16 protein-coding genes are annotated in these 22,461 nt (G+C 62.2%); 8 read left to right on the forward strand and 8 right to left on the reverse strand.

Translation table 11 applies throughout. From position 1 onward, the window contains the following. Positions 1 to 256 precede the first annotated feature (256 nt). From GL300_RS18700 to GL300_RS18720, 5 genes are all read left to right on the forward strand, one after another. The gene (locus tag GL300_RS18700; protein WP_170297720.1) at positions 257 to 4,471 is read left to right on the forward strand and encodes a cadherin domain-containing protein; all 4,215 of its coding nucleotides are present in this window, start codon (positions 257 to 259) and stop codon (positions 4,469 to 4,471) included. 62 nt (positions 4,472 to 4,533) lie between these two features. Then, on the forward strand, positions 4,534 to 6,531 hold the full coding sequence (locus GL300_RS18705; protein ID WP_170297721.1) for a TonB-dependent receptor domain-containing protein: 1,998 nt from the start codon (positions 4,534 to 4,536) through the stop codon (positions 6,529 to 6,531). A 32-nt stretch (positions 6,532 to 6,563) separates the two neighbouring features. Then, positions 6,564 to 8,234: a calcium-binding protein gene (locus GL300_RS18710; RefSeq protein ID WP_155041191.1), complete on the forward strand. Its 1,671-nt coding sequence runs from the start codon at positions 6,564 to 6,566 to the stop codon at positions 8,232 to 8,234. Between the two features lie 388 nt (positions 8,235 to 8,622). Continuing rightward, positions 8,623 to 10,308: an aspartate-alanine antiporter gene (gene aspT / locus GL300_RS18715; protein ID WP_155041192.1), complete on the forward strand. Its 1,686-nt coding sequence runs from the start codon at positions 8,623 to 8,625 to the stop codon at positions 10,306 to 10,308. 21 nt (positions 10,309 to 10,329) lie between these two features. After that, positions 10,330 to 11,925, forward strand: a complete 1,596-nt coding sequence (locus GL300_RS18720; protein ID WP_155041193.1) for a bifunctional aspartate transaminase/aspartate 4-decarboxylase — start codon at positions 10,330 to 10,332, stop codon at positions 11,923 to 11,925. 980 nt (positions 11,926 to 12,905) lie between these two features. Here the strand turns inward: GL300_RS18720 and GL300_RS18725 are convergent. The 5 genes from GL300_RS18725 to GL300_RS18740 all read right to left on the reverse strand — a co-directional run bounded on the left by GL300_RS18725 (position 12,906) and on the right by GL300_RS18740 (position 14,804). Further along, positions 12,906 to 13,076, reverse strand: coding sequence for a hypothetical protein (locus tag GL300_RS18725; protein WP_155041194.1), 171 nt, complete (start codon positions 13,074 to 13,076; stop codon positions 12,906 to 12,908). 81 nt (positions 13,077 to 13,157) lie between these two features. Beyond that, complete coding sequence (locus tag GL300_RS18730; protein WP_155041195.1) at positions 13,158 to 13,472, reverse strand: hypothetical protein; 315 nt, start codon at positions 13,470 to 13,472, stop codon at positions 13,158 to 13,160. Between the two features lie 99 nt (positions 13,473 to 13,571). Continuing rightward, positions 13,572 to 14,048 carry a hypothetical protein gene (locus GL300_RS18735; RefSeq protein ID WP_155041196.1) on the reverse strand — a complete coding sequence of 159 codons (477 nt, stop codon included), beginning with the start codon at positions 14,046 to 14,048 and terminating at the stop codon, positions 13,572 to 13,574. 4 nt (positions 14,049 to 14,052) lie between these two features. Continuing rightward, on the reverse strand, positions 14,053 to 14,181 hold the full coding sequence (locus GL300_RS27150; RefSeq protein ID WP_281353167.1) for a hypothetical protein: 129 nt from the start codon (positions 14,179 to 14,181) through the stop codon (positions 14,053 to 14,055). 122 nt (positions 14,182 to 14,303) lie between these two features. Beyond that, on the reverse strand, positions 14,304 to 14,804 hold the full coding sequence (locus GL300_RS18740) for a jacalin family lectin (protein WP_155041197.1): 501 nt from the start codon (positions 14,802 to 14,804) through the stop codon (positions 14,304 to 14,306). A 287-nt stretch (positions 14,805 to 15,091) separates the two neighbouring features. Here GL300_RS18740 and GL300_RS18745 point away from each other — a divergent pair, with 287 nt between their 5' ends. Further along, on the forward strand, positions 15,092 to 15,982 hold the full coding sequence (locus tag GL300_RS18745; RefSeq protein WP_155041198.1) for an alpha/beta hydrolase: 891 nt from the start codon (positions 15,092 to 15,094) through the stop codon (positions 15,980 to 15,982). Here GL300_RS18745 and GL300_RS18750 read toward each other — a convergent pair. Genes GL300_RS18750 through GL300_RS18760 form a run of 3 tightly spaced genes read right to left on the reverse strand, consistent with a single transcriptional unit; the run spans position 15,977 to position 18,687 of the window. Beyond that, positions 15,977 to 16,744, reverse strand: coding sequence for an ABC transporter ATP-binding protein (locus tag GL300_RS18750; RefSeq protein WP_155041199.1), 768 nt, complete (start codon positions 16,742 to 16,744; stop codon positions 15,977 to 15,979). The two genes, GL300_RS18745 and GL300_RS18750, sit on opposite strands and share 6 nt — an antisense overlap. Positions 16,745 to 16,759: 15 nt before the next feature. Then, a complete protein-coding gene (locus GL300_RS18755) occupies positions 16,760 to 17,704 on the reverse strand; it encodes a FecCD family ABC transporter permease (RefSeq protein WP_155041200.1) in 945 nt (314 codons plus the stop codon). Beyond that, entirely contained in the window at positions 17,701 to 18,687 is a 987-nt protein-coding gene (locus GL300_RS18760) for a FecCD family ABC transporter permease (protein ID WP_170297722.1), read from the reverse strand. The genes GL300_RS18755 and GL300_RS18760 overlap by 4 nt, the downstream gene beginning before the upstream one ends. A 171-nt stretch (positions 18,688 to 18,858) precedes the next feature. Between GL300_RS18760 and GL300_RS18765 the strand changes: the two genes are divergently transcribed. Both GL300_RS18765 and GL300_RS18770 read left to right on the forward strand, forming a co-directional pair. Continuing rightward, positions 18,859 to 19,827 (forward strand): ABC transporter substrate-binding protein, encoded by a 969-nt coding sequence (locus GL300_RS18765; RefSeq protein ID WP_170297723.1) that lies wholly within the window; start codon positions 18,859 to 18,861, stop codon positions 19,825 to 19,827. Positions 19,828 to 19,980: 153 nt separating this feature from the next. Further along, positions 19,981 to 22,122 carry a TonB-dependent siderophore receptor gene (locus tag GL300_RS18770; RefSeq protein ID WP_155041203.1) on the forward strand — a complete coding sequence of 714 codons (2,142 nt, stop codon included), beginning with the start codon at positions 19,981 to 19,983 and terminating at the stop codon, positions 22,120 to 22,122. The last annotated feature ends 339 nt before the right edge of the window (positions 22,123 to 22,461 follow it).

The raw sequence follows: 22,461 nt of genomic DNA on the forward strand, positions 1-22,461 counted from the left end.
CGGCCCCTGATCACAGCCAATCGGCTGTGATCACGGTCAGCTCACCCAGAGCAAAATGACGGCCGCAAGGCCATCCGCTTCGTGTGAGAGGGGCCGATGAAGCATGGATCGCTTCAAGACATGACCGACAGCCGGGTGGGGCACAACGATGCCCTCCTCCGTTGCCACGGCATGGCCGCTTGCGCGCTGCACCATTCGAATTCCTGAACATCACAGATCCAAATCCGGCCCCGAGGGGCATAGGGAGATTCTCGACGTGAGCACCGAACCGAACCTCGCTCCGATCGCAGCGGCGGCAGCCGCAGCACCCGGTAGCGGCATTACGATTGACGCCTCGACCGCAACTGCGGGTATCAACTGGGCGACGTTTATTGGCGATTATGTCTCGGGCGCGGGCTCATTCAAGTTTTACGGCGGTGAGTTCACGCCGTTTTTCGGAGCGCCTCAGGCGGTCAGCGGCTCGCAGGTTGCCTATAGCTTCCCTGGGTCGCAGGGACTTTTCGTCCTTGAGGGCAGCAGTCTCGCCTATGACTGGATCCGCTATGGCACCAGCTATCCGCATGCATTGTCAGGCCAGCTTGACGGGCTGACCTTCGGCAACTGGGTCGAGGGGCAGACCTCGGCGACCCAAGGCACGGGTGCTGCAGGCAGCATCGCCGGTCTTGATACGCAACTGGTCATCACAGGATTGGGTGTCGACGTCGCGCCCGGTACCGGGGCATCTTCGGACACGGTTTCCAACCCGGTCATGGACATGCATAGCGCGGCGTCCTCGGGCAACGCGGGTGCCGTTTATGACCTACTTTCAGATTATGCCCAGAACTTCATCGGCTCGGCCCATGCCGACAGTTTCACCGGCAGCGCCCAGAACGACACGATCGACGGCGGGGCTGGTGACGATACGCTGGACGGCGGCGAGGGTGCGGACATCATCAATGGCGGCGCGGGCAATGACCTGATCCAGTCGGGTGCAGGCGATGACACCATCGACGGCGGCGCCGGGACCGATACGCTGGTGCTCGAGGGCAATTTCGGCGGTCCGGGCGGCTATACCTTCACCGGAGGCACGGGCGGTGCGCCATTGGTCATCACCGACCCGAGCGGGGGAACCGGCACGGATACGCTGACGAATGTCGAGATCCTGAAATTCGACAACCTGACCTATGATCTGGTGAACCATCGCGCCAACTTTACCCCCACCGGACTGGCGCTCAGCAATGCCAGCATTGCCGAGACCGCCGCGGTCGGCGCGACGGTCGGCGCGATTTCGGTCACGGATCGCGAGACCACCGACACCTATACATATGAATTGGTGAACAGCGCCGAGGACCGTTTCGTGATCGAGAACGGCGAAGTGCGTGTCGCCGCACCCCTGACCGATGGCAGCTATGACATCGAGGTTTTGGTCACCGACAGCGCGGGCAATAGCTACCAGCAGGCATTGACCGTCACCGTGACCGAGCCGCCGGTCATCACCATCGACGCATCGGGCGCAAGCGCAGGCATGGACCTTGAGGCGTTCATTCGCGGCGGGTTCCTGCAGGGCATATCGGGCGGCGGGATGCCGGTCTTTGACAACGGCACGAACTTCAGCGGAACCGAGGCGATGCTGGCCTATGGCAGCGATCCCTCGTCGTCCTACATCCTGACGCGTGGGGCGCTGGAATATTATTTCGGCACCCATACCGTGACGGGCGAAATCGACACGATCGAATATGGCACGCGCGGCACCGGCAGCTATGACGCGAGCGGCGCGTTCATCGGTGGCGACGCAGAGCTGCGCATCAGCGGGCTGGAATTTGCAAACGCGCGCCCGACAACCCCGACCGAAGAAGCCCAGATCGAAGCGAATGGCGCGGTCCACAATTTCGTCATCGCCCATATGTACGGCTCGGCCGGTTCGCAGGCGCGGCTGGATGCCTATGCCGATGCGCTTGACGAATACCGCCAGCATTTCATCGGCTCGGCCGGGAATGACGTCTATACCGGCAGCCGCTTCAACGACACGATCGAGGGCGCGGGCGGAAACGACCTGCTGAATGGCGGCGAAGGCACGGATGTCGCGGTCTTTGACGGCGTGTTCGGCGGCCCTTCCGGCAGCTATTCCTTTAGCGGCGGCATGGGCGGTGCGCCCTTGGTCATCACCGACAGCCGTGCGGGTGGCACCGGCATCGACACGCTGACCAATATCGAGCTGCTCCGCTTCGACAACCTCACCTATGATTTCGTCAATCACCGCGCGAATTACACGCCGACCGATGTGGCGCTGTCCAATGCCGAAGTCATCGGTAGCGCGGTTGCCGGCACGGTCGTGGGCAGTCTGACTGCCACCGATCGTGAGACAACCGATACCCACAGCTTCGCTCTGGTCGATGATGCGGATGGTCGTTTCCGGATCGTCGGCAACGAAATCCGCGTCACCGGAACGGCACCGCTCTCGCATGACAACTATGTCCTGACCATTCGCGTCACCGATGGCGCGGGCAATGAATTCGACAAGCAGATCACCATCGCGGTCGAGGACCCGGTCGCGAACACCGCACCCGCGACCGTCACCCTGTCCGCAACCGGGATCGCCGAGAATTCGGCCAATGGCACCGTCGTCGGCATTCTGTCGGCGACAGATGCCGATGGCGATGCGCTGACCTACAGCCTGACCAACAATGCCGGTGGGCGCTTTGCCCTGGTCACGCAGAACGGGCAGACCCGCCTGGTGGTGAATGGCGCGCTGGACTATGAAACCGCGACCTCGCACCAGATTGCGGTTCAGGTCTCGGACGGGCGCGGTGGCGTTGTGACGCAGAACTTCACTGTTGGCGTTACCGATGTGCTGGGCCGGTTGATCACCGGAACCGCCGCAGCCGACCTTCTGAATGGTACGCCCGAGGGTGATACGCTGAACGGCGGCGCGGGTGCAGACACCCTGCGCGGCGGAATCGGCAACGACATCTATATCGTCGACAATGCGGGCGATCTGGTGGTCGAACTTGCCGGTCAGGGCACCGACACGGTGCGCGCGACCGTCACCCACACGCTGGCGGCCAATGTCGAAAATCTTGAACTGCAAGGCACGGCGGCGATTGGTGGCACCGGCAACGCTCTGGCCAACCGGATCACCGGGAATGCTGGCGCGAACGCGCTGAATGGCGCGAGTGGTAACGACACGCTGATCGGCGGGGCTGGCAACGACACGCTGAATGGCGGCCTTGGGGCCGACGTGATGCAGGGCGGTGCGGGCAATGACGTCTATATCATCGACAATGCCGGAGATCGCGTGACCGAGCTTGCGGGCGCGGGCATCGACACCGTTAGATCGTCCACGCTGTCGCAAGTCCTTGGCGCAAATGTCGAGAACCTTGAACTGCAAGGCTCGGCGGCTCTATCCGGCACTGGCAACGCTTTGGCCAACCGGATCACCGGAAATTCCGGTGCGAATGCGCTGAACGGTGCGGCGGGCAATGACACCCTGATCGGTGGCGCTGGCAACGACACGCTGAACGGCGGGCTTGGGGCTGACGCGATGCAGGGCGGCATCGGCAACGACCTGTATTTCGTGGATAATCTGGGCGATCGGATCACCGAGGCCGCGAATGCGGGCACCGACACCGTTCGCGCCACCGTCAGCCATGTGCTTTCCGCGAATATCGAGAACCTTGAGCTGCAAGGCGGCGCACTGAACGGCACCGGCAATGCCGGCGCGAACCGGATCACCGGCACGGCAGGCGCGAACGCGCTGAATGGCGCGGCTGGCAACGACACGCTGATCGGCGGGGCTGGTAACGACTCGCTGAACGGTGGCACGGGCATTGACCAGATGAGCGGCGGTGTCGGCAACGACACCTATTACGTCGATCATGCAAGCGACCGGGTTATCGAGCTTTCCGGCCAGGGTGTGGATACCGTCCGCTCGACCATCAGCCATACCCTTGGCGCGAATGTCGAGAACCTGATCCTGACCGGCACGGCCGCAGTCAATGCCACCGGCAATGCGGTGGCGAACGCCCTGACCGGAAATTCCGGCGCGAACGTCCTGATGGGCTACGCGGGGAACGATGTCCTGAATGGCGGCGCGGGCGATGACAAGTTGTTCGGCGGTGTCGGCAATGACCGGCTGATCGGCGGCGCGGGTGCCGATATCCTCAGGGGTGGCGAGGGCAGCGACGTCTTTGTCTTCACCTCGCTGCGCGACTCGACGACATCGCTGGCCGGGCGCGACTCGATTTGGGACTTCACCAAAGGCGCGGACCGGATCGATCTTTCCCAGATCGACGCGAACACCGAGACGGCGGGCGATCAGGCCTTCTCGTTCATCGGGAACGCTGCTTTCTCGGGCGAGGCCGGAGAGCTGCGCTTTGTGAACGTGAACGGGCAGAGCCTTGTCCATGCCGACGTGAATGGTGACGGCCGCACCGACTTCACCATCCATTTTGACGACAAGCTGACCTTCACGCAGAGCGACTTCTTGCTCTGATCAAGCGAACCGGCGGGGAGGGCTGTGGCCCTCCCTGTCATATGAGCCAAAAGGAACAGACCATGGCAGCCGTCCGCAGGCTTGCGACCCTGACCACGACCGTCACGCTGATTGCCGCAGCGCCAGCTGCCACGCTTGCCCAAGAGGCAGTGCGGCTGGATACGGTTGTCCTCAGCAGCGAGGACGATGGTGACGGCGATGGCACCAGCACCGTCCTCGGCGCCGATCAGATCCAGCTGGAATATTCCGGCCTCGATCTGTCGCAGGTTCTGGACGAGATTCCGGGCGTCACGACGCAGGTCTCGGGCGGCGATCCCGGCGTTTCGGTCAATATCCGGGGCATGCAGGATTTCGGCCGGGTCAATGTTCTGGTCGACGGCGCGCGGCAGAATTTCCAGCGCACCGGGCACGGTGCCAACGGCTCATTCTACACCGACACCGAGATGCTCAAATCGGTCGAGGTCACGCGCGGCCCCGGTGCCACGGTCAATGGCGGTGGGGCGATTGGCGGCGTCGTCAGCCTGACGACCATCGATGCCGATGACATCATCGCGGACGGGTCCGACCGCGGCGGCAGGCTGCGCTTTTCGCTGGATTCCAACGGCCCCGGCCCGACGGTGAACCTTGTCGGCGCCGTGCGGCCCGAGGAGCGCGTCGATTTCCTGCTGGGCGGGACCTATCTTGACCGGCGCGACTATACCTCGGGCGGCGGCGACAGGGTCGCCTCGGGCCAGACCATGAATTCCGGCCTGTTCAAGACCCGCTTCCGCCCGGCCGAGGGGCATGAACTGAGCTTTACCGCCAGTCGCTATGACACATCCTTCCTGACCGGCACGTCAATCCTGCGCGACACCGATGTAACGGTGGATACAGCCATCGCGGGCTATCGCTGGACTTCGGTCGACTCGGACTTCTGGGACATTAGCGTCAAGACCTACCTGACCCGGACCGAGGCGGACCAGTCCGTTCAGAACGGCCCGTTCGAGCGATCATTCAGGATCGAGACCAGCGGCCTCGACGCCCATAACACGGCGCATGTTTCGACCGGCGGCGTCGAACACGAGGTGACTTTCGGAGGCGATGTCTTTCGCGACCGGGTCAGCACGGTCGACCGCGTGGGAACCAGCGACGAGCTGACCCCTCCGGGCACGCGGGTCGTCTGGGGGGCCTATATTCAGGATCGCGTGGCTCTGAACCCATGGTTTGAGCTTGAAGGGGCGCTGCGTTTTGACGGCTATGAGCTGGAAAACGACCGCCACAGGGTCGAGGGCGACCGGCTTTCGCCAAAATTTCTGGTCCGGTACATCCCCGATGAACGGATCAGCTTCTACCTGAGCTATGCCGAGGCGATGCGCCCCCCTGCCCTGACCGAAAGCATGATCGAGGGCTTTCACCCCGGATCGGTCAGCGGTGAGTTCCTGCCCAACCCCGATCTGCGCCCCGAAATCGCCCACACGATCGAGGCGGGGCTGGACGCGCAGCTTCAGGGCCTGCTGCGCGACGATGACGAAATCAGCGCCCGTTTCGCGGTCTTTCAGAACGACGTCGACGATTACATCGACCAGAACCTGGTCCAGCACGGGCTGTTCGGCGCGATCCAATATCTGAACATCGGCAAGGTCCGCATCCGCGGGGCCGAGCTTGAGCTGTCCTATGACTCCTCGCGCTTTTTCGGCGGGCTGAACGGCCAGCTTCTGGATGGCCAGCGTCGGGGCGGCGACGACCTGAACGACGTGCTGCTTTACCCACAGGAAGACGGGGTTCAACCCAAGGTGCCGCCGTATCAGATCGCCGCGACCGCCGGCATCAAGGCGCTCGACGCACGCCTGCAAATGGGCGCGCGCGCGACTTTCGTCGGCGAGCAGAAGAATGCCCGCGCCGAAGGCTATGTCGGCGACAGCTATGAAACGCTCGACCTGTTTGCCCAATACCAGATCAATGACGATTTCAGCGCGAATGTGGCGCTGAACAACGTGCTTGACCGCGACTACACGCAATACCTGAACGCCAACCCCAGCCCCGGCTTCAACGCCCATGCCACGCTTAGCGTCCGCTTCTGATCAACCCACCTGAACTCAAGGAGACACTGGAAATGGCATTGACGATCCGCTTGCTTGCCTCGACCGGGGTGAATTTCAACGCCGATTTCGACGCCTATTTCAACCGCTTCGACCAGGCGGGCTTCCCGCTTTTTCTGGGCGATAACAACCAGTACAACGGCGACCAGCTGCTGCTTTTGGGCGCACAGGCCGCAAACCCGCGCGACACGCAGGCCCTCATCATGGATGGCAGCAATCTCAGCTATGCCTTCGCCAGCCATACGCTCAGCGGCACGATGACCTCGATCAGGCTGACGACCTTGGGCAACAGCTACAATTCGGCGACCGGCACGTTTACCCGCGATGCGGCGGGGCACATTACCAATGTCTCGACCTCCATCCAGATTTCCGGACTGAACATCTCAAATGCGCCGGGGGTGCGCGGGAACTTCCATCAGGTCACAAACGGGTTGATGGGTGGCGACGGGCATGATGGCGGGCGCGCCGACCCCACCCGACTGGAGAGCTTCATCTGGGCCGAAGCGCATAACGTTATCGGCTCGGCCGGGGCGGACACCTATTCCGGAACGCGCTTCAACGACACGATCAACGGGGGCGCAGGCAATGACACGCTGGGCGGCGGCGCAGGTAACGACAGCATCATTGGCGGAACAGGCAATGACAACCTGAGCGGAGCAGCCGGAATTGACACATTGAATGGCGGCACCGGCGCGGACGCCATGACCGGCGGTGCCGGAAACGACCTCTATTGGGTCGATTCAGCCAGCGACCGCGTGATCGAGGCCGCGGCAGGGGGCACCGACACCGTGCGCTCGACCGTCAGCTACACTTTGTCTGCCAATGTCGAGGCGCTGCAACTGCTTGGCACGGGCGCGATCAACGGAAAGGGCAATGCGCTGGCCAATACGCTGACCGGAAACGGGGCCGCGAACCTTCTGAGCGGCGAAGCTGGCAATGACACTTTGAATGGCGGGGCCGGAAGCGATACGCTGAATGGCGGCACAGGTGCCGACGTCATGACCGGCGGCACCGGCAACGACACCTATCTGGTCGACTCGGCCAGCGATCGCGTGGTCGAGGCCGCGGCAGGTGGGACCGACACCGTGCGCTCGACCGTCAGTTATACCCTGTCTGCCAATGTCGAGGCGCTGCAACTGCTTGGCACCGGCGCGATCAATGGAAACGGCAACACGCTGGCCAACACGCTGACCGGAAACGGGGCCGCAAACCGCCTGAACGGCGGTGCAGGCAATGACGTCCTGAATGGAGGTGCGGGCGCGGATGTTCTGCTGGGCGCAGCAGGCAATGACCGCCTGATTGGCGGGACGGGCAACGACCAGCTGAACGGCGGCGCAGGCGCGGATATGCTCACCGGGGGTGTGGGTGCTGATACCTTCGTATTTGCAGCGTTGTCTGACTCGACCGTTGCGACCGCCGGGCGCGACGTGATCGTCGATTTCCAGGGCGGCGCGGGCGATCGCATTGACCTGAGGGCGATCGACGCGAACACTTCTGTCTCTGATAACCAGGCGTTCTCGTGGCTGGGGACGGCTGCGTTTTCGGGCACGGCTGGCCAGTTGCGCTATCAACAACAGAACGGCGACACCTTCGTCTATGGCGATGCAAACGGCGATAGGGTCGCTGATTTTGCAATCGTCATCGATGCTCAGGTCAATCTGAACGAGAGCTATTTCCTGCTTTGACGTAATCCCAGACGGCGGAACACCGGCTGTTCCGCCGCTTTGTGTGGCCGTTCCGCGGCAAGGGTTCTCTATCCTGTAGCCGCAACTCCTACCCCTGTTCGTGATTGGCACTCCTGCGCCAATGGCGCGCAGACGTATTCCATTTTGGCAGGCATATTTCGCCAATGCTTTGATAGAATGTTTTTTTCGGAGAATAATTATTCTCCACCATCTGGCTATTTGGCGCTGGACAGCGCCAGATAGCCAGACAAAATGTCGGAATTGGTCACGGGATTCGTGTGGCCAACTGCATTGCTGAATTTCTGAAGCTGAAGCGAAACCATGTCTTCCCGCGTCGATTTCGAACGGGTCAGCATGGCATGGTCAGATTGAGTAAAAGGAAGCTCGCATGACATTCCTGTCCGGTGTGTTCAACCACTCGCCCGAAATCGCGTTATTCCTGTCGCTTGCCCTTGGATATTGGATAGGCAAGTTCCAGTTCGGAAAATTCCAGCTGGGTGGCGTGGCGGGATCGTTGCTTGTCGCGGTGCTGATCAGCCAGTTCGGCGTCACCATCGACAATGGCATCAAGTCGGTGCTGTTTGCGCTGTTCATCTATGCGGTCGGCTTTGAAAGCGGGCCGCAGTTCTTTCGCTCACTAGGACGACAGTCGATCCGCGAAATCGTGATGGCAGCGGTGCTGGCGATCAGCGGTCTGGCGACCGTGGTGATCCTTGCCAAGATCTTTGCGCTGGACAAAGGTCTGGCGGCGGGCATTGCCGCGGGCGGGCTGACGCAATCCGCGATCATCGGCACCGCCGGTTCCGCAATCGAGAAACTGGGCCTTGCCGCGGATGAGGTCCAGCGCCTGCAGGCGAATGTCGCGATCGGCTATGCCGTGACCTACATCTTCGGCTCGTTCGGGGCGATCATCGTCTGCGTGAACATCCTGCCGTGGTTCATGAAGCGCTCGATCCGCGATGATGCCGTCAAGGCCGAGGCCGAATTGCTGAAAGGGGCGCGCATCTATGGCAGCGGCGAGGCTCCGGCCCTGCCCGAGCTGGTGGGCCGTGTCTTTCGCGTCGAAGGCGCGGCGGGAAAAACCATCGAAGCCGTCGAAAAATCGGCGCCGGAGCGCGCCTTCACCATTGAGCGCGTCCGGCGCAACGGCAATATCATCGGCACCCAATCGGGCCTGACCTTGCAGAAGGGCGATGCGGTGCTTGTCGTCGGTCGCCGCAACAGCGTCATCGCGCTGGAGGACGGCATCGGACCAGAAATCCCCGATAGCGACGGGATGGAGCTGGTCGTGACCACGCGTGAGGTGCAGATTTCAGGCAAGGACTTCGTCGGCCATAGCGTCGCTGACATTCTGGTCAGGAACGATGATCTGCGGCACGGTATCTATGTTCTGAGCGCCTCGCGCGGGGGCAGCAGGCTGGTGCTGCAGGACGATACGGTGATCGAGGCCGGCGACATCATCACCGTGCATGGCGTGCAAGAGGATCTCCAGCGGCTCGCAGGCCGGGTCGGACCGTCGATCGTTCCCAGCGACAAGACGGATTGGGTCTTTCACAGCTTCGGGCTGGTCGTGGGCCTGTTGATCGGCCTGCTGGTCGTCCGCATCGGATCGATCCCGCTGACCCTTGGGGCCGGAGGCGGCGCGCTGCTTTCGGGCCTCGCCTTCGGTTGGTATCGCAGCCGCCACATGACCGTCGGCAACCTGCCGCTGGCCGCCTCGACGCTGTTGCGCGATCTGGGTCTGGCCGGGTTTGTCGCGGTGGTCGGACTGCAATCCGGCCAGCAGGCGGTTCACACCATCGCCGAGCATGGCCTGTCGATCTTCCTGATTGGCGTGGTGGTCACGATCCTGCCCATGATCCTGACCATGCTCGTCGGGCGCTACATCCTGCATTATGACAATGTCGCCATCTTTGCCGGCGCATTGTCGGGTTCGCGCAGCGCCAACCCCGCCTTCGGCGAAATTCTGGAAAAGGCCGGGAACACTGTTCCGACCACGCCTTTCGCCATCACCTACGCTCTTGCCAACGTATTTCTGACCCTTCTTGGCCCGCTTGTCGTGGCATTCGTCTGATTTCTGAAACGGAGATGTGAAATGACCGATTACAGCCAATTCGCGCAGCTTAGCCCCTTTGAACTCAAGGATGAGCTGATCAAGCTGGCGTCGAGCAAATCCGACCAGTCGATGCTGAATGCGGGCCGGGGTAACCCGAATTTCATGGCGACGCTGCCCCGTCGGGCCTTTTTCCGGTTGGGTCTTTTCGCCGCGGCAGAATCCGAGCTGTCCTATTCCTACATGCAGCAGGGCATCGGCGGCTTGCCCCAGATCGAGGGGATCGAAGGCCGTTTCGAGCGCTTCATCACCGAAAATCAGGACCAGAAAGGAGTCGAGTTCCTTGGCCGCGCGCTCAGCTACGTGCGCGATCAATTGGGGCTTTCCGCCTCAGATTTCCTGCATGAGATGGTCGAGGGCATCCTTGGCTGCAACTACCCCGTTCCGCCACGCATGTTGCGCATCAGCGAACAGATTACCCGTCAGTATCTGATGCGCGAGATGGTTGGGGGCCGGATCTCGGCACAGGATGTGGATGTCTTCGCGGTCGAGGGCGGCACGGCGGCCATGACCTATATCTTCGACACGCTGAAAAAGAACCAGCTTGTCACGAAAGGCGACAAGGTCGCGATCGGGATGCCGGTCTTTACCCCCTATATCGAAATCCCGGAACTGGACGTCTATGGGCTGGAGGAGGTCGCGATCAACGCCGATCCGGATGCGGGATGGCAATATCCCGACGCCGAGCTGGACAAGCTGAAGGACCCGGCGATCAAGATTTTCTTCTGCATCAACCCCTCGAACCCGCCTTCGGTCAAGCTGGACGATCGCAGCCTGAAGCGGATCGCCGAGATCGTGAAGAACGACCGCCCCGATCTGATGATCCTGACTGACGACGTCTACGGAACCTTCGCCGACGGCTTCCAGTCGCTGTTCGCCGTCTGTCCAAAAAATACCATTCTGGTCTACTCCTTCTCGAAATACTTCGGCGCGACCGGCTGGCGGCTTGGCGCGGTGGCGATGCATCAGCACAATGTGCTGGACGCGGCGCTGGCGGAGCTGCCCAAGGCGGACAAGGACATGCTCGAGCGCCGCTATGCCTCGATCACGACCGACGTTCCCGGACTGCGTTTCATCGACCGCCTTGTTGCCGATAGCCGGACCGTGGCGCTGAACCATACTGCGGGTCTATCGACCCCGCAGCAGGTGCAGATGGTCCTGTTCTCGCTATTCGCGCTGATGGATGAGAATGACAGCTACAAGACCGCCCTGAAGAACGTGATCCGCCGTAGGCAAGCCGCGCTTTATGCCGAGTTGGGCATCGACATGCCGGATGACGTAAACTCGGTCGATTACTACACGCTGGTCGATCTGGAAAAGGTCTCGAAGCAGCTTTACGGTGAGGAATTTGCGAAATGGATCACGCAGAAATTCTCGCCCAACGAGCTTTTGTTTCGCATCGCGGACAAGACCAGAATCGTGCTGCTGCCGGGGCGTGGCTTTGGCACGCAGCATCCGTCGGGTCGGGCCTCGCTCGCCAATCTCAACGAATATGAATACGCCCAGATCGGTCGAGCGCTACGCGGGATGGCCGACGAATATCACGCCGCCTGGAGGAAAGGCGGGGCCGCAGGCTGACGGCGCAGTCCCGATACGCTGAAGGTTAAGGGACCTCATCCAGGCCAGCATCAGAGATAGCCCTGTCGGGTAGTAGCAGCGCTTAGAGCCTAGTCCCGATGGCGCGCTGCACAGTTGTTGGAGGGGATTCACCATGTGAATCCCCTCCAATATCGTAGCCGGGCTGCGTGAGCCGACCCGCAAAGACAACCTGCAAGACCACGAACTGACGCGGGCATAACCCGTTCCTGACGAAGCCGAGGTCGCTGACGGTCTGATTTAATCCAAAGAGGGGAGGTGGAAGCCTCAGCCTCTGGGAAGCGGGGGCGAGGTGGAGGCTGAATGCGGAAAACACACCCGTGCAGGGCGGTTCATAGCGGCACGTCGGGAGCGATATCCACTTTGGGAGACGCCGGAATTCCGGACGGCGGCGGCCGCTACAGGCAATGTCCAACCAATCTCATCGCAACGCGAACCCCTTGGAAGCCGACAACCGCCAGAGGGAGCACAACGAATTCCTGCGGGCTGCGGAAAGCATCGAGCGTACGACTTGGCGTAAAGCAGGCGACGACCATTCCCGAATCCGGAGCAACCATGAATGAACTGACCCAACATTCCCGGCCCGCGCCCGATGGCAGGTAATATTGTTCCTCAGGTAGCCAAAATTCAGATGCATACTGTGAGAGTGGGTTGCTTCGCCGATTCGGCATCGCCTCCCCTTTTTAAGGGCAGCTTCAGCCCACCCACGTCAAAATGCGCCTCGGATACGGAATAATTCGGATAAAGCTATGTAATCGTAGGAGTAGTTGTCTTTCTGGCTAGCGCCGCGGTTGCCCGACCTGCGGATATGAGAACGTTAATGAGGATCGCTGGAGCTACAACAAAAAACTCGGAGGAGACGATATCCAGAATGGCCTGAGGATAATAATTCAGAGAACGAACATGAAAATCGCTCACATTCAAAAACTCGGTTGCCAAAGACTCAAATCGGCTCACGTTCGTCAGAACCATGGCTCGATGCTCTCGCCCTTCCGGACGACATCTATCAACTGTGTATCAGCAAGGCTGATGCAGGAGAATTTGACGACTTTGCTTTTCTTGTCACTGTAGGCTTCACTGTTTTCCCAGACCGCCATCTGCGCCCAGCCCTTGAGGCGCCGGGCCTCATTCAAGTCATACGCTTGGTTAGGAGGCCAGTCTGTGTCTTTGCCAGCAATCCCGACAACAGAGACGGTCTTTGAGACACCGGCTTTCTAACGGATAAATCGGATATCGAGACGAGTGTCACCGAGAACCGAGAAATATTTGATCCCGCTCTCATGATCCTTCTGTCGTGCCTTAACGATCTCGTCGGTCGTACCGCGGATAAAAAGTGCGTAGTCATACCACATCTCGATGTGCTTCAGGTCAAACGTCTCATCGTACATTTGCCGGATGCTGGGACGCGCGCGCTCACGTTGAGTTTCCGTCATCATCTGGATCACACGTGCTGGAATGCCGTTCGCGGATTCCGATGCGCGCTCATATTCGTCGATCTTCTTGTCGAACCCGAACGCCGCTCCTGACATGCGTTTACTCCCCTTTTTGACGTTGAGACCGGGCAGACGGTCGAAAAATCGCGGCGCCCTCGCGGCCGTCAGGACGCCCCGCTTGAGGTCCCTGTCCCATCACAACCATGGCTGAACATTCCGGCACTTCTCAATGAGCCCGCTCAGGGCGTCCATCTCGATAACGGAAAACTGTCGCGCCGTTGCAGTGGGCCTGTGGACGTAAAGCTTTGCCTCGACACTCGCCATCAGGGCCCATGACTTCTGCTGCGGGGCCTCTTCTGGCGGATAGGCCTTAACCTTGCTCCTGTAAGTCTCCTTGCCGGCGATTCTGAAAATGGAGACCGCACCATTGCGGCTAAGGCTCTGCCGAATGTGGCGAACCTCAAGATGATCGTTGTCGATGACCGCCAAGCGCTCAATTCCCATATTCTTGTCCGTACCCACGGCCTGAACAAGGTCGGAGGTCGCACCTCGCATGAAAAGCGCCATGCCCTTGGGTATTTCGTAATGCAGCAAGGTGTTCTTCGGGCTGCTCTTGCTTGCGGTCGCGATCGCGCTCGACAGACTTGGAAACGTCGTCGGGATACCTGGCATCCTGTCATTGACCGGGGGAAATTTTGCCCGCCAGCCCCTCGATCACCTTATCCGGCCATCCATTGGCAACAATGCCTTGGGCTTCGTCCAGGCGGGTGCCCTTCCTGTCGAACCAGTATGTTACATCAGCCATGCGTCTCTCCCGGTGTTCAAAGCGGGGCCGTCCACTAGGAGTCCTAACTGCTGGTCCGAGGCGATCAGATCGCGCCGAAATCGCGATTGGGAAAAAGGATGGGCTCCATCTTTTCCAGAAAATCAGGCGAGTGCGTATCGTCGCCCAAGCGCAGGTAACAAAGCCCCATCCCATGGACCAGCGTGGCCTTGAAGCCGTGGAAACCGATGACGCGAGGCGCTTGGATCTTTTTTTATCTGACGTGCCGACGGGTCGCGTCCGAAAAAACCGCCCTCGCTCGGATACCGGCCCTTGTTGGTGCGGATGGCGATACGGTGGATGCCGCCACCCTCTTCACAAGCCGCCTCGATTTCGACGACATATTCGTCCGGGTCGAGTTTGTGCTCGAAAAGCTTGTCCTTCTCGCCACGCCAATTGCCGAGGGTGGTCCCGTCCTCGTAGCCGACCGAACCCGAAGACGGCTTACCGTCCTGCGGATAGAGGTCGTAGGCCCAGTTGAAACCATCGAAGTTAATTCCGTGGTCCACCACGATGTCGGTGATCCGCTTGACGCGGCGTAGTGTGGCATTGTCGGGGCCGTAGATGTCGTCCGCTTCCGAACCGGCGATTCCGGTCCGCGCCACGCGCAGCTTTTTCGAGAAGTAATCTCGCAGCAGCGCAATGCACTGTGCCTTCAGGTCATTTTCCAGGAAAGATCTGGGTATTCAAGCTGGAAAACTTGACCCAGGCTTCGGTCGCGTGGAGCGGATAGGCCCGAAAACGCCTTTCGGGGCCGTGTCCAGAGAATGTCTCGGGCACGCCGGGCGGCTTCGTCCAAGAACAGTTCGCACCACTTGCAAGTCTTCCTGTTGCCTCGCGACCTCAGCGCAGATTAAGGCTGTGCGCAATTGCGGCGTCCCAAGGAGAAATCATGGATAGCAACACCTTCTCCGCTTTGCCGGCGATCACCGCCGAGGGCACGGGCCATGCCGGGCTGCGCTGGTTCGATATGGCAGATACGGCAAGCGGCGCGATCCGGCGCGTGTTTCTGTGGCTACCGCCCGGAGAGATGCCCGAAGCGGGCTGCCCCGCGCTTTTCATGACCGACGGGAATGCGGTGATCGCCACGGCGATCGACGCGATGCGAGCGCAGGCACCCTACCCTTCCGGAACAAATCTGGGTCAGGGGGCGCTTGTCGCTATCGGCTATCCGACCGAGGACGCCTATGACCCGTTCCGTCGCAGCTGGGATCTTGGCCCGCCACCCGGCGCGACCTATCCCCCCTTCTGGCCCGGCACGCCCGAGGTCCGGACCGGCGGCGGGGCCGAACTGGCGCGCTTCATCCTTGAGGATGTTCGCCCCTTTCTGGGAACCCTCACCCGGCTCGATCCCGCGCAGCAAGGGCTTTTCGGCCATTCCTTCGGCGGGCTTTTCGCGCTTTGGCTCATGTTCAACCGCCCCGATGCTTTCACCCATTGGATCGCAGCCAGCCCCTCGATCACCTGGGAGGACAGTTTCCTTCTGGCCCATCGCGATGCCTTCGATCCCAAGGGGCGACAGATCCGCGTGCATCTTTCCGCCGGGGAATGGGAGGGCGACCTGCTTGCCCCGTTCCAGCGCGAGGCCAAGGATGCAGATAAGCGCCTTGCTGCCAAGGCCGAGGAACGCACCTTGGACGCCGCGCGCGAGATGGCCGAGGATCTGGACCGATTGCCCGGCGTCACGGCCGTTTATGAGACCTATGCCGGGGAAACTCATATGTCTTTGCTGCCCGTCGCGGTGAACCGGGCGCTGCATTGGGTCTTTGACCTGCGCTCATAGGCCCGCGGGCAGAACCACCGGTTTACCATCCGGCAGGGTGGTACAATCGAAGCCGATGCCGAAGGTCTCGCGCAGGGGCTCGGGGGACAGCACCGTGCCGGGCGGACCGATGGCGACCAGTCGCCCCTCGCGCAGGGCCAGAACCTGATCGCAGACACGGGCGGCGATGGTCAGGTCATGCAGGATCATCACCACGCTTCGCGTCTCTCCCAACTGCCGCAGCAACCCGACCAGTTCGGCCTGATGCGGCAGGTCGAGGAAATTCAGCGGCTCATCAAGCAGGATCGTGTCGCACTCCTGTGCAAGGACCAGCGCGATCCACGCCCTTTGCCGCTGCCCCCCCGACAGGCTGTCCACGGGCCGGGCGGCCAGATCGACCAGTCCCACGGCCTGCAGCGCGCGATCGACCGCCGCACGATCCGTGGGGCCCATCGGCAAAAAGGGTCGCATCCACGGCGTCCGTCCGCGCGCCACAAGCTGGCGGACGGTCAGACCGGGTGGGGCCGCCGCCGATTGCGGCAGCATCGCGATGCGACGTGCCCGGGCGCGCGGAGGCAGCGCGGCAATGTCCTGACCCTGATGGCGCACCAAACCGCGCTCGGGCGGCAAAAGCCCGGCCATGGCGCGCAGCATCGTGGTCTTGCCCGAACCATTCGCACCGATAATACCGGTGATCCCGCCTGCCGGCAGCGTGAAATCCAGCCCATGCAGAACGGGCATTCCGCCCAGATGGATCGAAAGGTCGCGGATCTCGAAGGGCATGTTCGTCCTTTCGTTTTAGCGCCGCGCCATGCGGCGCACGGTCAGGATCAGCACCGGCGCACCGATGAGCGCGGTATATAACCCCGTCGGCAACAAAGCTGCCGGGGCCAATGCGCGGGCCAACACATCGGCCAGCGTCACGAAAGCCGCCCCGGTCAGCATCGCCGCAAGGGGGCTGGGACGGCCGCCCGCAACCAGCCTGCCGACCGGCCCGGCGGCCAGCGCGACGAAGCCCATCGGCCCGCAAAGCGCGACCGACCCGGCCGCGACAAGTGCCGCGATCAGACCAAGCCCCGCCCGCAGCAGCCCGACACGCAGGCCAAGCGCGCGCGCAAGGTCATCGCCCAGTTCCAGCCGGTCCAGCACCCGCCCCGCCAGCAGCAACGGTATCAGCAGCGGCGCTAGCCAGATGCCGCGCCGGACCTCGGCCCAGCCCGCAGCGTTCAGCGTGCCGCTGAGCCATGTCATGGCCATGCCCGCGCTGCTGTCGCCCATGCGCAGGATCAATGCCTCGGTTCCCGCAGCGGCAAAGATCGCTAGGGCCAGACCTTGCAGAACGACGGCGCGCGTCTCGATGCCGTGGCGGGGATGGGCGGCCAGCCAACCCAGCACCGCGACCGCTGCCAAGCCTCCGGCCCAGGCACCAAGGACCACTGGTGCACCCAGAAAAAGCGCCGCCACCGCGCCAAAGGCCGCAACCTGCGTTACGCCGATCACATCGGGTGACGCCAGCGGGTTTCTCAGCAACGTCTGGAAGGTCAGGCCCGCCAGACCAAAGCCCGCCCCGGCAATCATGCCCACCAGCAGGCGCGGCAAACGCAGATTCCAGATCATGCGCCCCGCGCCTTCGGGGTCCATGAGCGCGTCGAAAAGCGCGATTGGCCCCAGCCAGACCCGCCCGGCGGAAAGCGAAAGGACAGCAAGGACCAGCAGAAGCAGGAGCAGCCCGAGAAACCTCATGCGCCCTCGCGGATCATGCGGCGGATCAGGACCATGAAGACTGGCGCGCCCAGCATGGCCAGCATCAGGCCAAGCTGCAATTCCGAGGGCCGGACCAGCCAGCGCCCCAGCAGATCGGCAATGATGGCGAGCCCCGCGCCCAGCGGGCAGGCCAGCGCCACCTGCTGGGTCAGGCTGGCCTGCGGCAAGACGCGCCGCGCCAGATGCGGAGCGATCAGCCCGATGAAACCGACCGGCCCGGCGATGGCGACGCTTGCCCCCGCGCAAAGCGCGACGGCGGCAAGACCAAAGCCCATGACCCGCCCGACATTCAGGCCAAGGGCCTGCCCCATCTCGGCACCCAGCATCAGCGCCTCGATCTGACGCGCGACCAGCGCGGTGATCACGATGCCAAGACCTGCGACGGGCGCAAGAACCGCCAGCGCGGGCAGTTGCGCCATGGCGAGCGAGCCGACCATCCAGAAACGGTAGGCGTTGCGCGCCTCGGGTTGGGTCAGGACGATCAGCGCGACAAGGGCCATGAACAGGCTCGACAGTGCCGCACCCGCCAGCGGCAGGCGCAGGGTATTGTCGCCGCCCCCGGCCAGATAGCGCACCAGAACCGCCGCCAGCGCCGCACCCGCCAAAGCCAGCCCGGCGACGACGATTTGTGACAGCGCGCCCAGCCAGAACAGCCCCAGAACCACCGCCAGCGCCGCCCCGGCATTGACCCCGGTCAGGCCCGGATCGGCCAGGGGGTTGCGCGCCATGGCCTGCATCACCACCCCCGCCACGGCCAGCGCCGCGCCGATCACCAGAGCGGCCAGCACGCGGGGCAGACGCATGCCCATGATGATGCCCTGCGCCGGGTCCGTCGGGTCGAAATTCGTCAGCGCCGCCCAAAGAACGTTCGGCGGATAATCCTGCGCCCCAAGGCAAAGCGCAGCAAAGAGCCCGGCCAGAACGGCAAGCCAAAGCACAGTGAGGCGGGGCAGAAGTCGCAAGGCGGGCTCCGTTGGGGAAATTCGCGACGGCTGGCGACGGGCTGGCCTTTCGCGCCTGATTGCAGGGCAGCGTGTCAGGGTCAAGCGGCTTGACCGGGCCTGTCGCAGCGGTTAGCCCCGAATGACCCAGCGCGGCGGCGCAAGGCAGCACCAGAACCGATGGAAATGACCATGCCGCGCGCCCTTGCGATCCTTGCCAGCCTTGCCGCCCTTGCCTTGCCTGCAGCGGCCGAGGAAATCACCCTGCGCCACGGTTTCGGCGAGACCACGATCGACCCCGACAAGGTGCAGCGCATCGTCTCGGTCGGCTATCACGAGCAGGATTTCCTATACGCACTGGGGCTTGCGCCGGTGGGCGTGCATGACTGGTTCGGCGACCATCCCTATGCGACCGGCCCATGGGCCGAGGACGAGCGCAAGGCCGTCGGGGCCGAGCCCGAGGTGCAGAAAGGTTTCGAAATCGACGTGGAATGGGTCTGGGAAATGCAACCCGACCTGATCCTTGCCACTTTCGCGCCAATGGATGCCGCGCTTTACGCGCAGCTTTCGCAAATCGCGCCGGTCTTGGGTCCACCCGCCGAATACCCACTATGGGGTGGGCCATGGGACGCCGAGTTGCGACTGATCGCGCAGGCGACCGGACGCGAGACCGAGGCCGAAGCCGTGATCGACCGCATCAGCGCCAAGGTCGACGCCGCCGTCACGGCGCATCCGCAGTTTCGCGGCCTGTCCGGTACGGCGGCCTATTTCCAGAACGGCCAGATCGTCGGCTATCGCAGCATGGACGGTGCGAACCGCCTGCTTGCAAGCTTCGGGATCAAGTCGCCCCCGGTCTTTGACGAGATGGTCGGCGGTTCGGATCGCTTCCAGATCAGTCCCGAACGTTTCGATCTGTTTGATCTGGATGTGCTGTTCTGGTTGGTCGAGGCCCCTTCGCGCGCAGCGATCGAGGCCCTGCCCTCATGGCAGAATACACGCGCCGCGCGCGAAGGCCGCGCAATCTGGGCCAGTCCCCAGATGATGGGCGCGATGAGTTTCCAGTCACCATTGTCTATCGAATGGGCGCTGGAGCCTCTGACCCGGATGCTTGCGGCAGCATCGGACGGCGATCCGGCGACATCGACGGAGCAGACGCCTTGACTTGACCCGCGAAGGGTCACAGAAGCGTGAAAAACCAAGGCAGCGTCCCGACGCAACCCCGGCAGCAATCGGCGGATCCGCATCCGTCAGACGCAATCACCGCACTACCACGCCATATATGGGCGGGTGGAGCGAGAAAACGGCCGGACCATCATGCCCCTTTTCCTGTCCTCCTCGGAATTTCCGCGGCCCCGCCTTGCGCTGCTGCTTTCTGCAACGGCGCTGACCGCGCTGCCTGCCTTCGCGCAGGAAAGCGTCACCCTGGACCCGGTCATATTGCAGGGCCAAGGCTCACCGATCTCGGGCGGTGTCGGATATACGGTCAGCACGACTTCGACCGGGCTGAAATCCGGCGCACCCCTGACCGAAGTGCCCATGACGGTCAACACCGTGACCGAGCAGGAACTGAAGGATCGCGACCCGGTCCAGATCGAGGACGCGCTGGCCTATATCCCCGGCATCGTCGCCTCGCCCTGGGGCATGGACGACCGTTTCGACCAATTCTCGATCCGCGGCTTCGATCTGGGCGTTTACGGACTTTTCCGCGACGGGCTGATCAACAAGGCGCAAAGCTTTTCCGGTTTCAAGGTCGATCCCTACATGATCCAGCGCATCGACGTGCTGAAGGGACCGGCATCGGTGCTTTACGGTTCGAACGATGCCGCGGGCATGGTCAACATGATCACCAAACGCCCGACCTTCGCCCATCTGGGCGAGGCGAAACTGTCCTATGGCTCGCATGACACGGCGGAACTGGCGGTGGATTGGGGCGACGTGAATGCCGACAAGACCCTGTCCTGGCGTCTGACCGGGCTGACGCGCGACGGCGCGAATTCGATCAAGAACTCGGACGATGATCGCGATCTGCTGGCCTTCAGCACGACCTGGGCGCCAACGGATCAGACCTCGATCACCTTCCTTGCCCATTGGCAAAAAGACAACATGATGCCCAACGTCATGGTCCCCGTCGCGGGCGAGGATTATGACACCTCGGGCGGAACGCTGCCTTCTGACTTCCTGAACACCCAGCATCCCTGGAACAAGTTCGAGACCGAACAGGCCAGCATTGGCTGGCAGGCCGAGCATGAGTTCAACGACAGTCTGAAGGTCCGGCAGAACTTCCGCTATGCCCGCCAGACGACGGATTACAACCACCTCTATTCCAGCGGTCTTGTCGCGGGTGCGCCCCTGCCCGACAGCCTGAACTACACCGCCTTCACCGTGGATGAGAAGGCGCGCTACTGGGCCTTGGACAACCAGCTGGAATATCGCGGGCGCATGGGCGATGCCGAACATGTCCTGACCTTTGGCGTCGATGTCAGCAAGCAGATCCGCGATGGCAGCATGGGTTATGCCGATCCGGGCTATGTCATTGCGCTTTCCGCGCTGAACTTCGACCAGCCGGTGACCGAGCCGGGCGCCTTCAACGACGCGCGCACCGAGGTCCTCGAAAAGGGCATCTACGCGCAGGATCACATCCGCTTCGGCAATGGCGTGACGGTGACGGCTGGTCTGCGCCGCTCGTGGGTCGAGAACGAGACGAAGGATCGCCTGTGGGGCATGGACTCGGCCCAGAAGGACAATGCTACCACCGGCATGCTGGGCGCGACCTGGGATCTGGGCAACGGCTTCGTGCCCTATGCCAGCTATGGCGAAAGCTTCACGGTCAATATTGGCCAGACCTTTGGCGGTGAGCAATACAAGCCGACCGAGGGCAAGCAGCTTGAGGTCGGGTTGCGCTACCAGCCCGAAGGCACACAACTGCAACTGGCGGCGGCGCTCTACAATATCGAAAAGAGCAATGTCCTGACCTCGGACCCGGTCAATTCGGGCTTCCAGATCCAGACCGGAGAGGTCCGCCACCGCGGACTTGAACTTGAAGCGCGTGGTCAGGTGACCGAGGCGATCTCGCTGATCGCGGGCTACAGCTATATCGACGCGAAGGTGCTCAGCTCCGAGGACGGCGATCAGGGCAATGAGCCCGCGATGGTCCCCGAGCATTCCGCCTCGATTTGGGCTGAATATGACTTCAACGGTGCCGCCGAAGGCCTGAGCCTTGGTGGTGGCCTGCGCTATGTCGGCAAGACCTGGGCCGACAATGCCAATAGCCGCGAGGTCGATTCCTATGTCCTGGCCGACATGGCCGTGCATTACACTTGGGATGATTACTCGGTCGCGCTGAACGTCACCAACCTGTTCGACGAGGAATATTACGCGACCTGCAGCGCGGCGGGCTATGGCTGTGCGCAAGGCGAAGGCCGCGAAGCGACGCTGACCCTGTCGCGCGCCTTCTGATCTACTATAACCGTGCGAGGGCTGGTGCCCTCGCACAGTGACATCCCGTTTTGCAGCTCGCTCCGTTCAAGCGAAACCGAGGCAGATGCCATGTGAGTGAAACTCCGAGGCAGGCCCCCCTTTCGATAAATGAACAGTTCGCGGCACTATCTGCGCCGATGCTGTGTCTGATGCTGGACAGTGAAAGCCGGCACGACCCCGCAGTAAACCGTGCCCTGACGGATCTGACCTTGGACAGGCATATGATGAACCCCAGAGCCCCATCGGTCAGAGAGAATGATCGGGCGGAAGTGGTGCGTCGAAGCGTCCCGCAGACGCTCGGTCGGCATCTTAACATGC

This window comes from Paracoccus litorisediminis (assembly GCF_009711205.1).
Lineage (GTDB): Bacteria > Pseudomonadota > Alphaproteobacteria > Rhodobacterales > Rhodobacteraceae > Paracoccus > Paracoccus litorisediminis.

What these genes read in the sequence shown, in the direction of transcription:
- GL300_RS27150 (WP_281353167.1), bottom strand. Translation starts at nt 14,181, where the DNA reads ATGGCTGATGTAACATACTGGTTCGACAGGAAGGGCACCCGCCTGGAC.
- GL300_RS18735 (WP_155041196.1), bottom strand. Translation starts at nt 14,048, where the DNA reads ATGCCAGGTATCCCGACGACGTTTCCAAGTCTGTCGAGCGCGATCGCG.
- GL300_RS18755 (WP_155041200.1), bottom strand. Translation starts at nt 17,704, where the DNA reads ATGAGGTTTCTCGGGCTGCTCCTGCTTCTGCTGGTCCTTGCTGTCCTT.
- GL300_RS18730 (WP_155041195.1), bottom strand. Translation starts at nt 13,472, where the DNA reads ATGTCAGGAGCGGCGTTCGGGTTCGACAAGAAGATCGACGAATATGAG.
- GL300_RS18770 (WP_155041203.1), top strand. Translation starts at nt 19,981, where the DNA reads ATGCCCCTTTTCCTGTCCTCCTCGGAATTTCCGCGGCCCCGCCTTGCG.
- aspT (WP_155041192.1), top strand. Translation starts at nt 8,623, where the DNA reads ATGACATTCCTGTCCGGTGTGTTCAACCACTCGCCCGAAATCGCGTTA.
- GL300_RS18745 (WP_155041198.1), top strand. Translation starts at nt 15,092, where the DNA reads ATGGATAGCAACACCTTCTCCGCTTTGCCGGCGATCACCGCCGAGGGC.
- GL300_RS18765 (WP_170297723.1), top strand. Translation starts at nt 18,859, where the DNA reads ATGCCGCGCGCCCTTGCGATCCTTGCCAGCCTTGCCGCCCTTGCCTTG.
- GL300_RS18705 (WP_170297721.1), top strand. Translation starts at nt 4,534, where the DNA reads ATGGCAGCCGTCCGCAGGCTTGCGACCCTGACCACGACCGTCACGCTG.
- GL300_RS18710 (WP_155041191.1), top strand. Translation starts at nt 6,564, where the DNA reads ATGGCATTGACGATCCGCTTGCTTGCCTCGACCGGGGTGAATTTCAAC.
- GL300_RS18720 (WP_155041193.1), top strand. Translation starts at nt 10,330, where the DNA reads ATGACCGATTACAGCCAATTCGCGCAGCTTAGCCCCTTTGAACTCAAG.
- GL300_RS18750 (WP_155041199.1), bottom strand. Translation starts at nt 16,744, where the DNA reads ATGCCCTTCGAGATCCGCGACCTTTCGATCCATCTGGGCGGAATGCCC.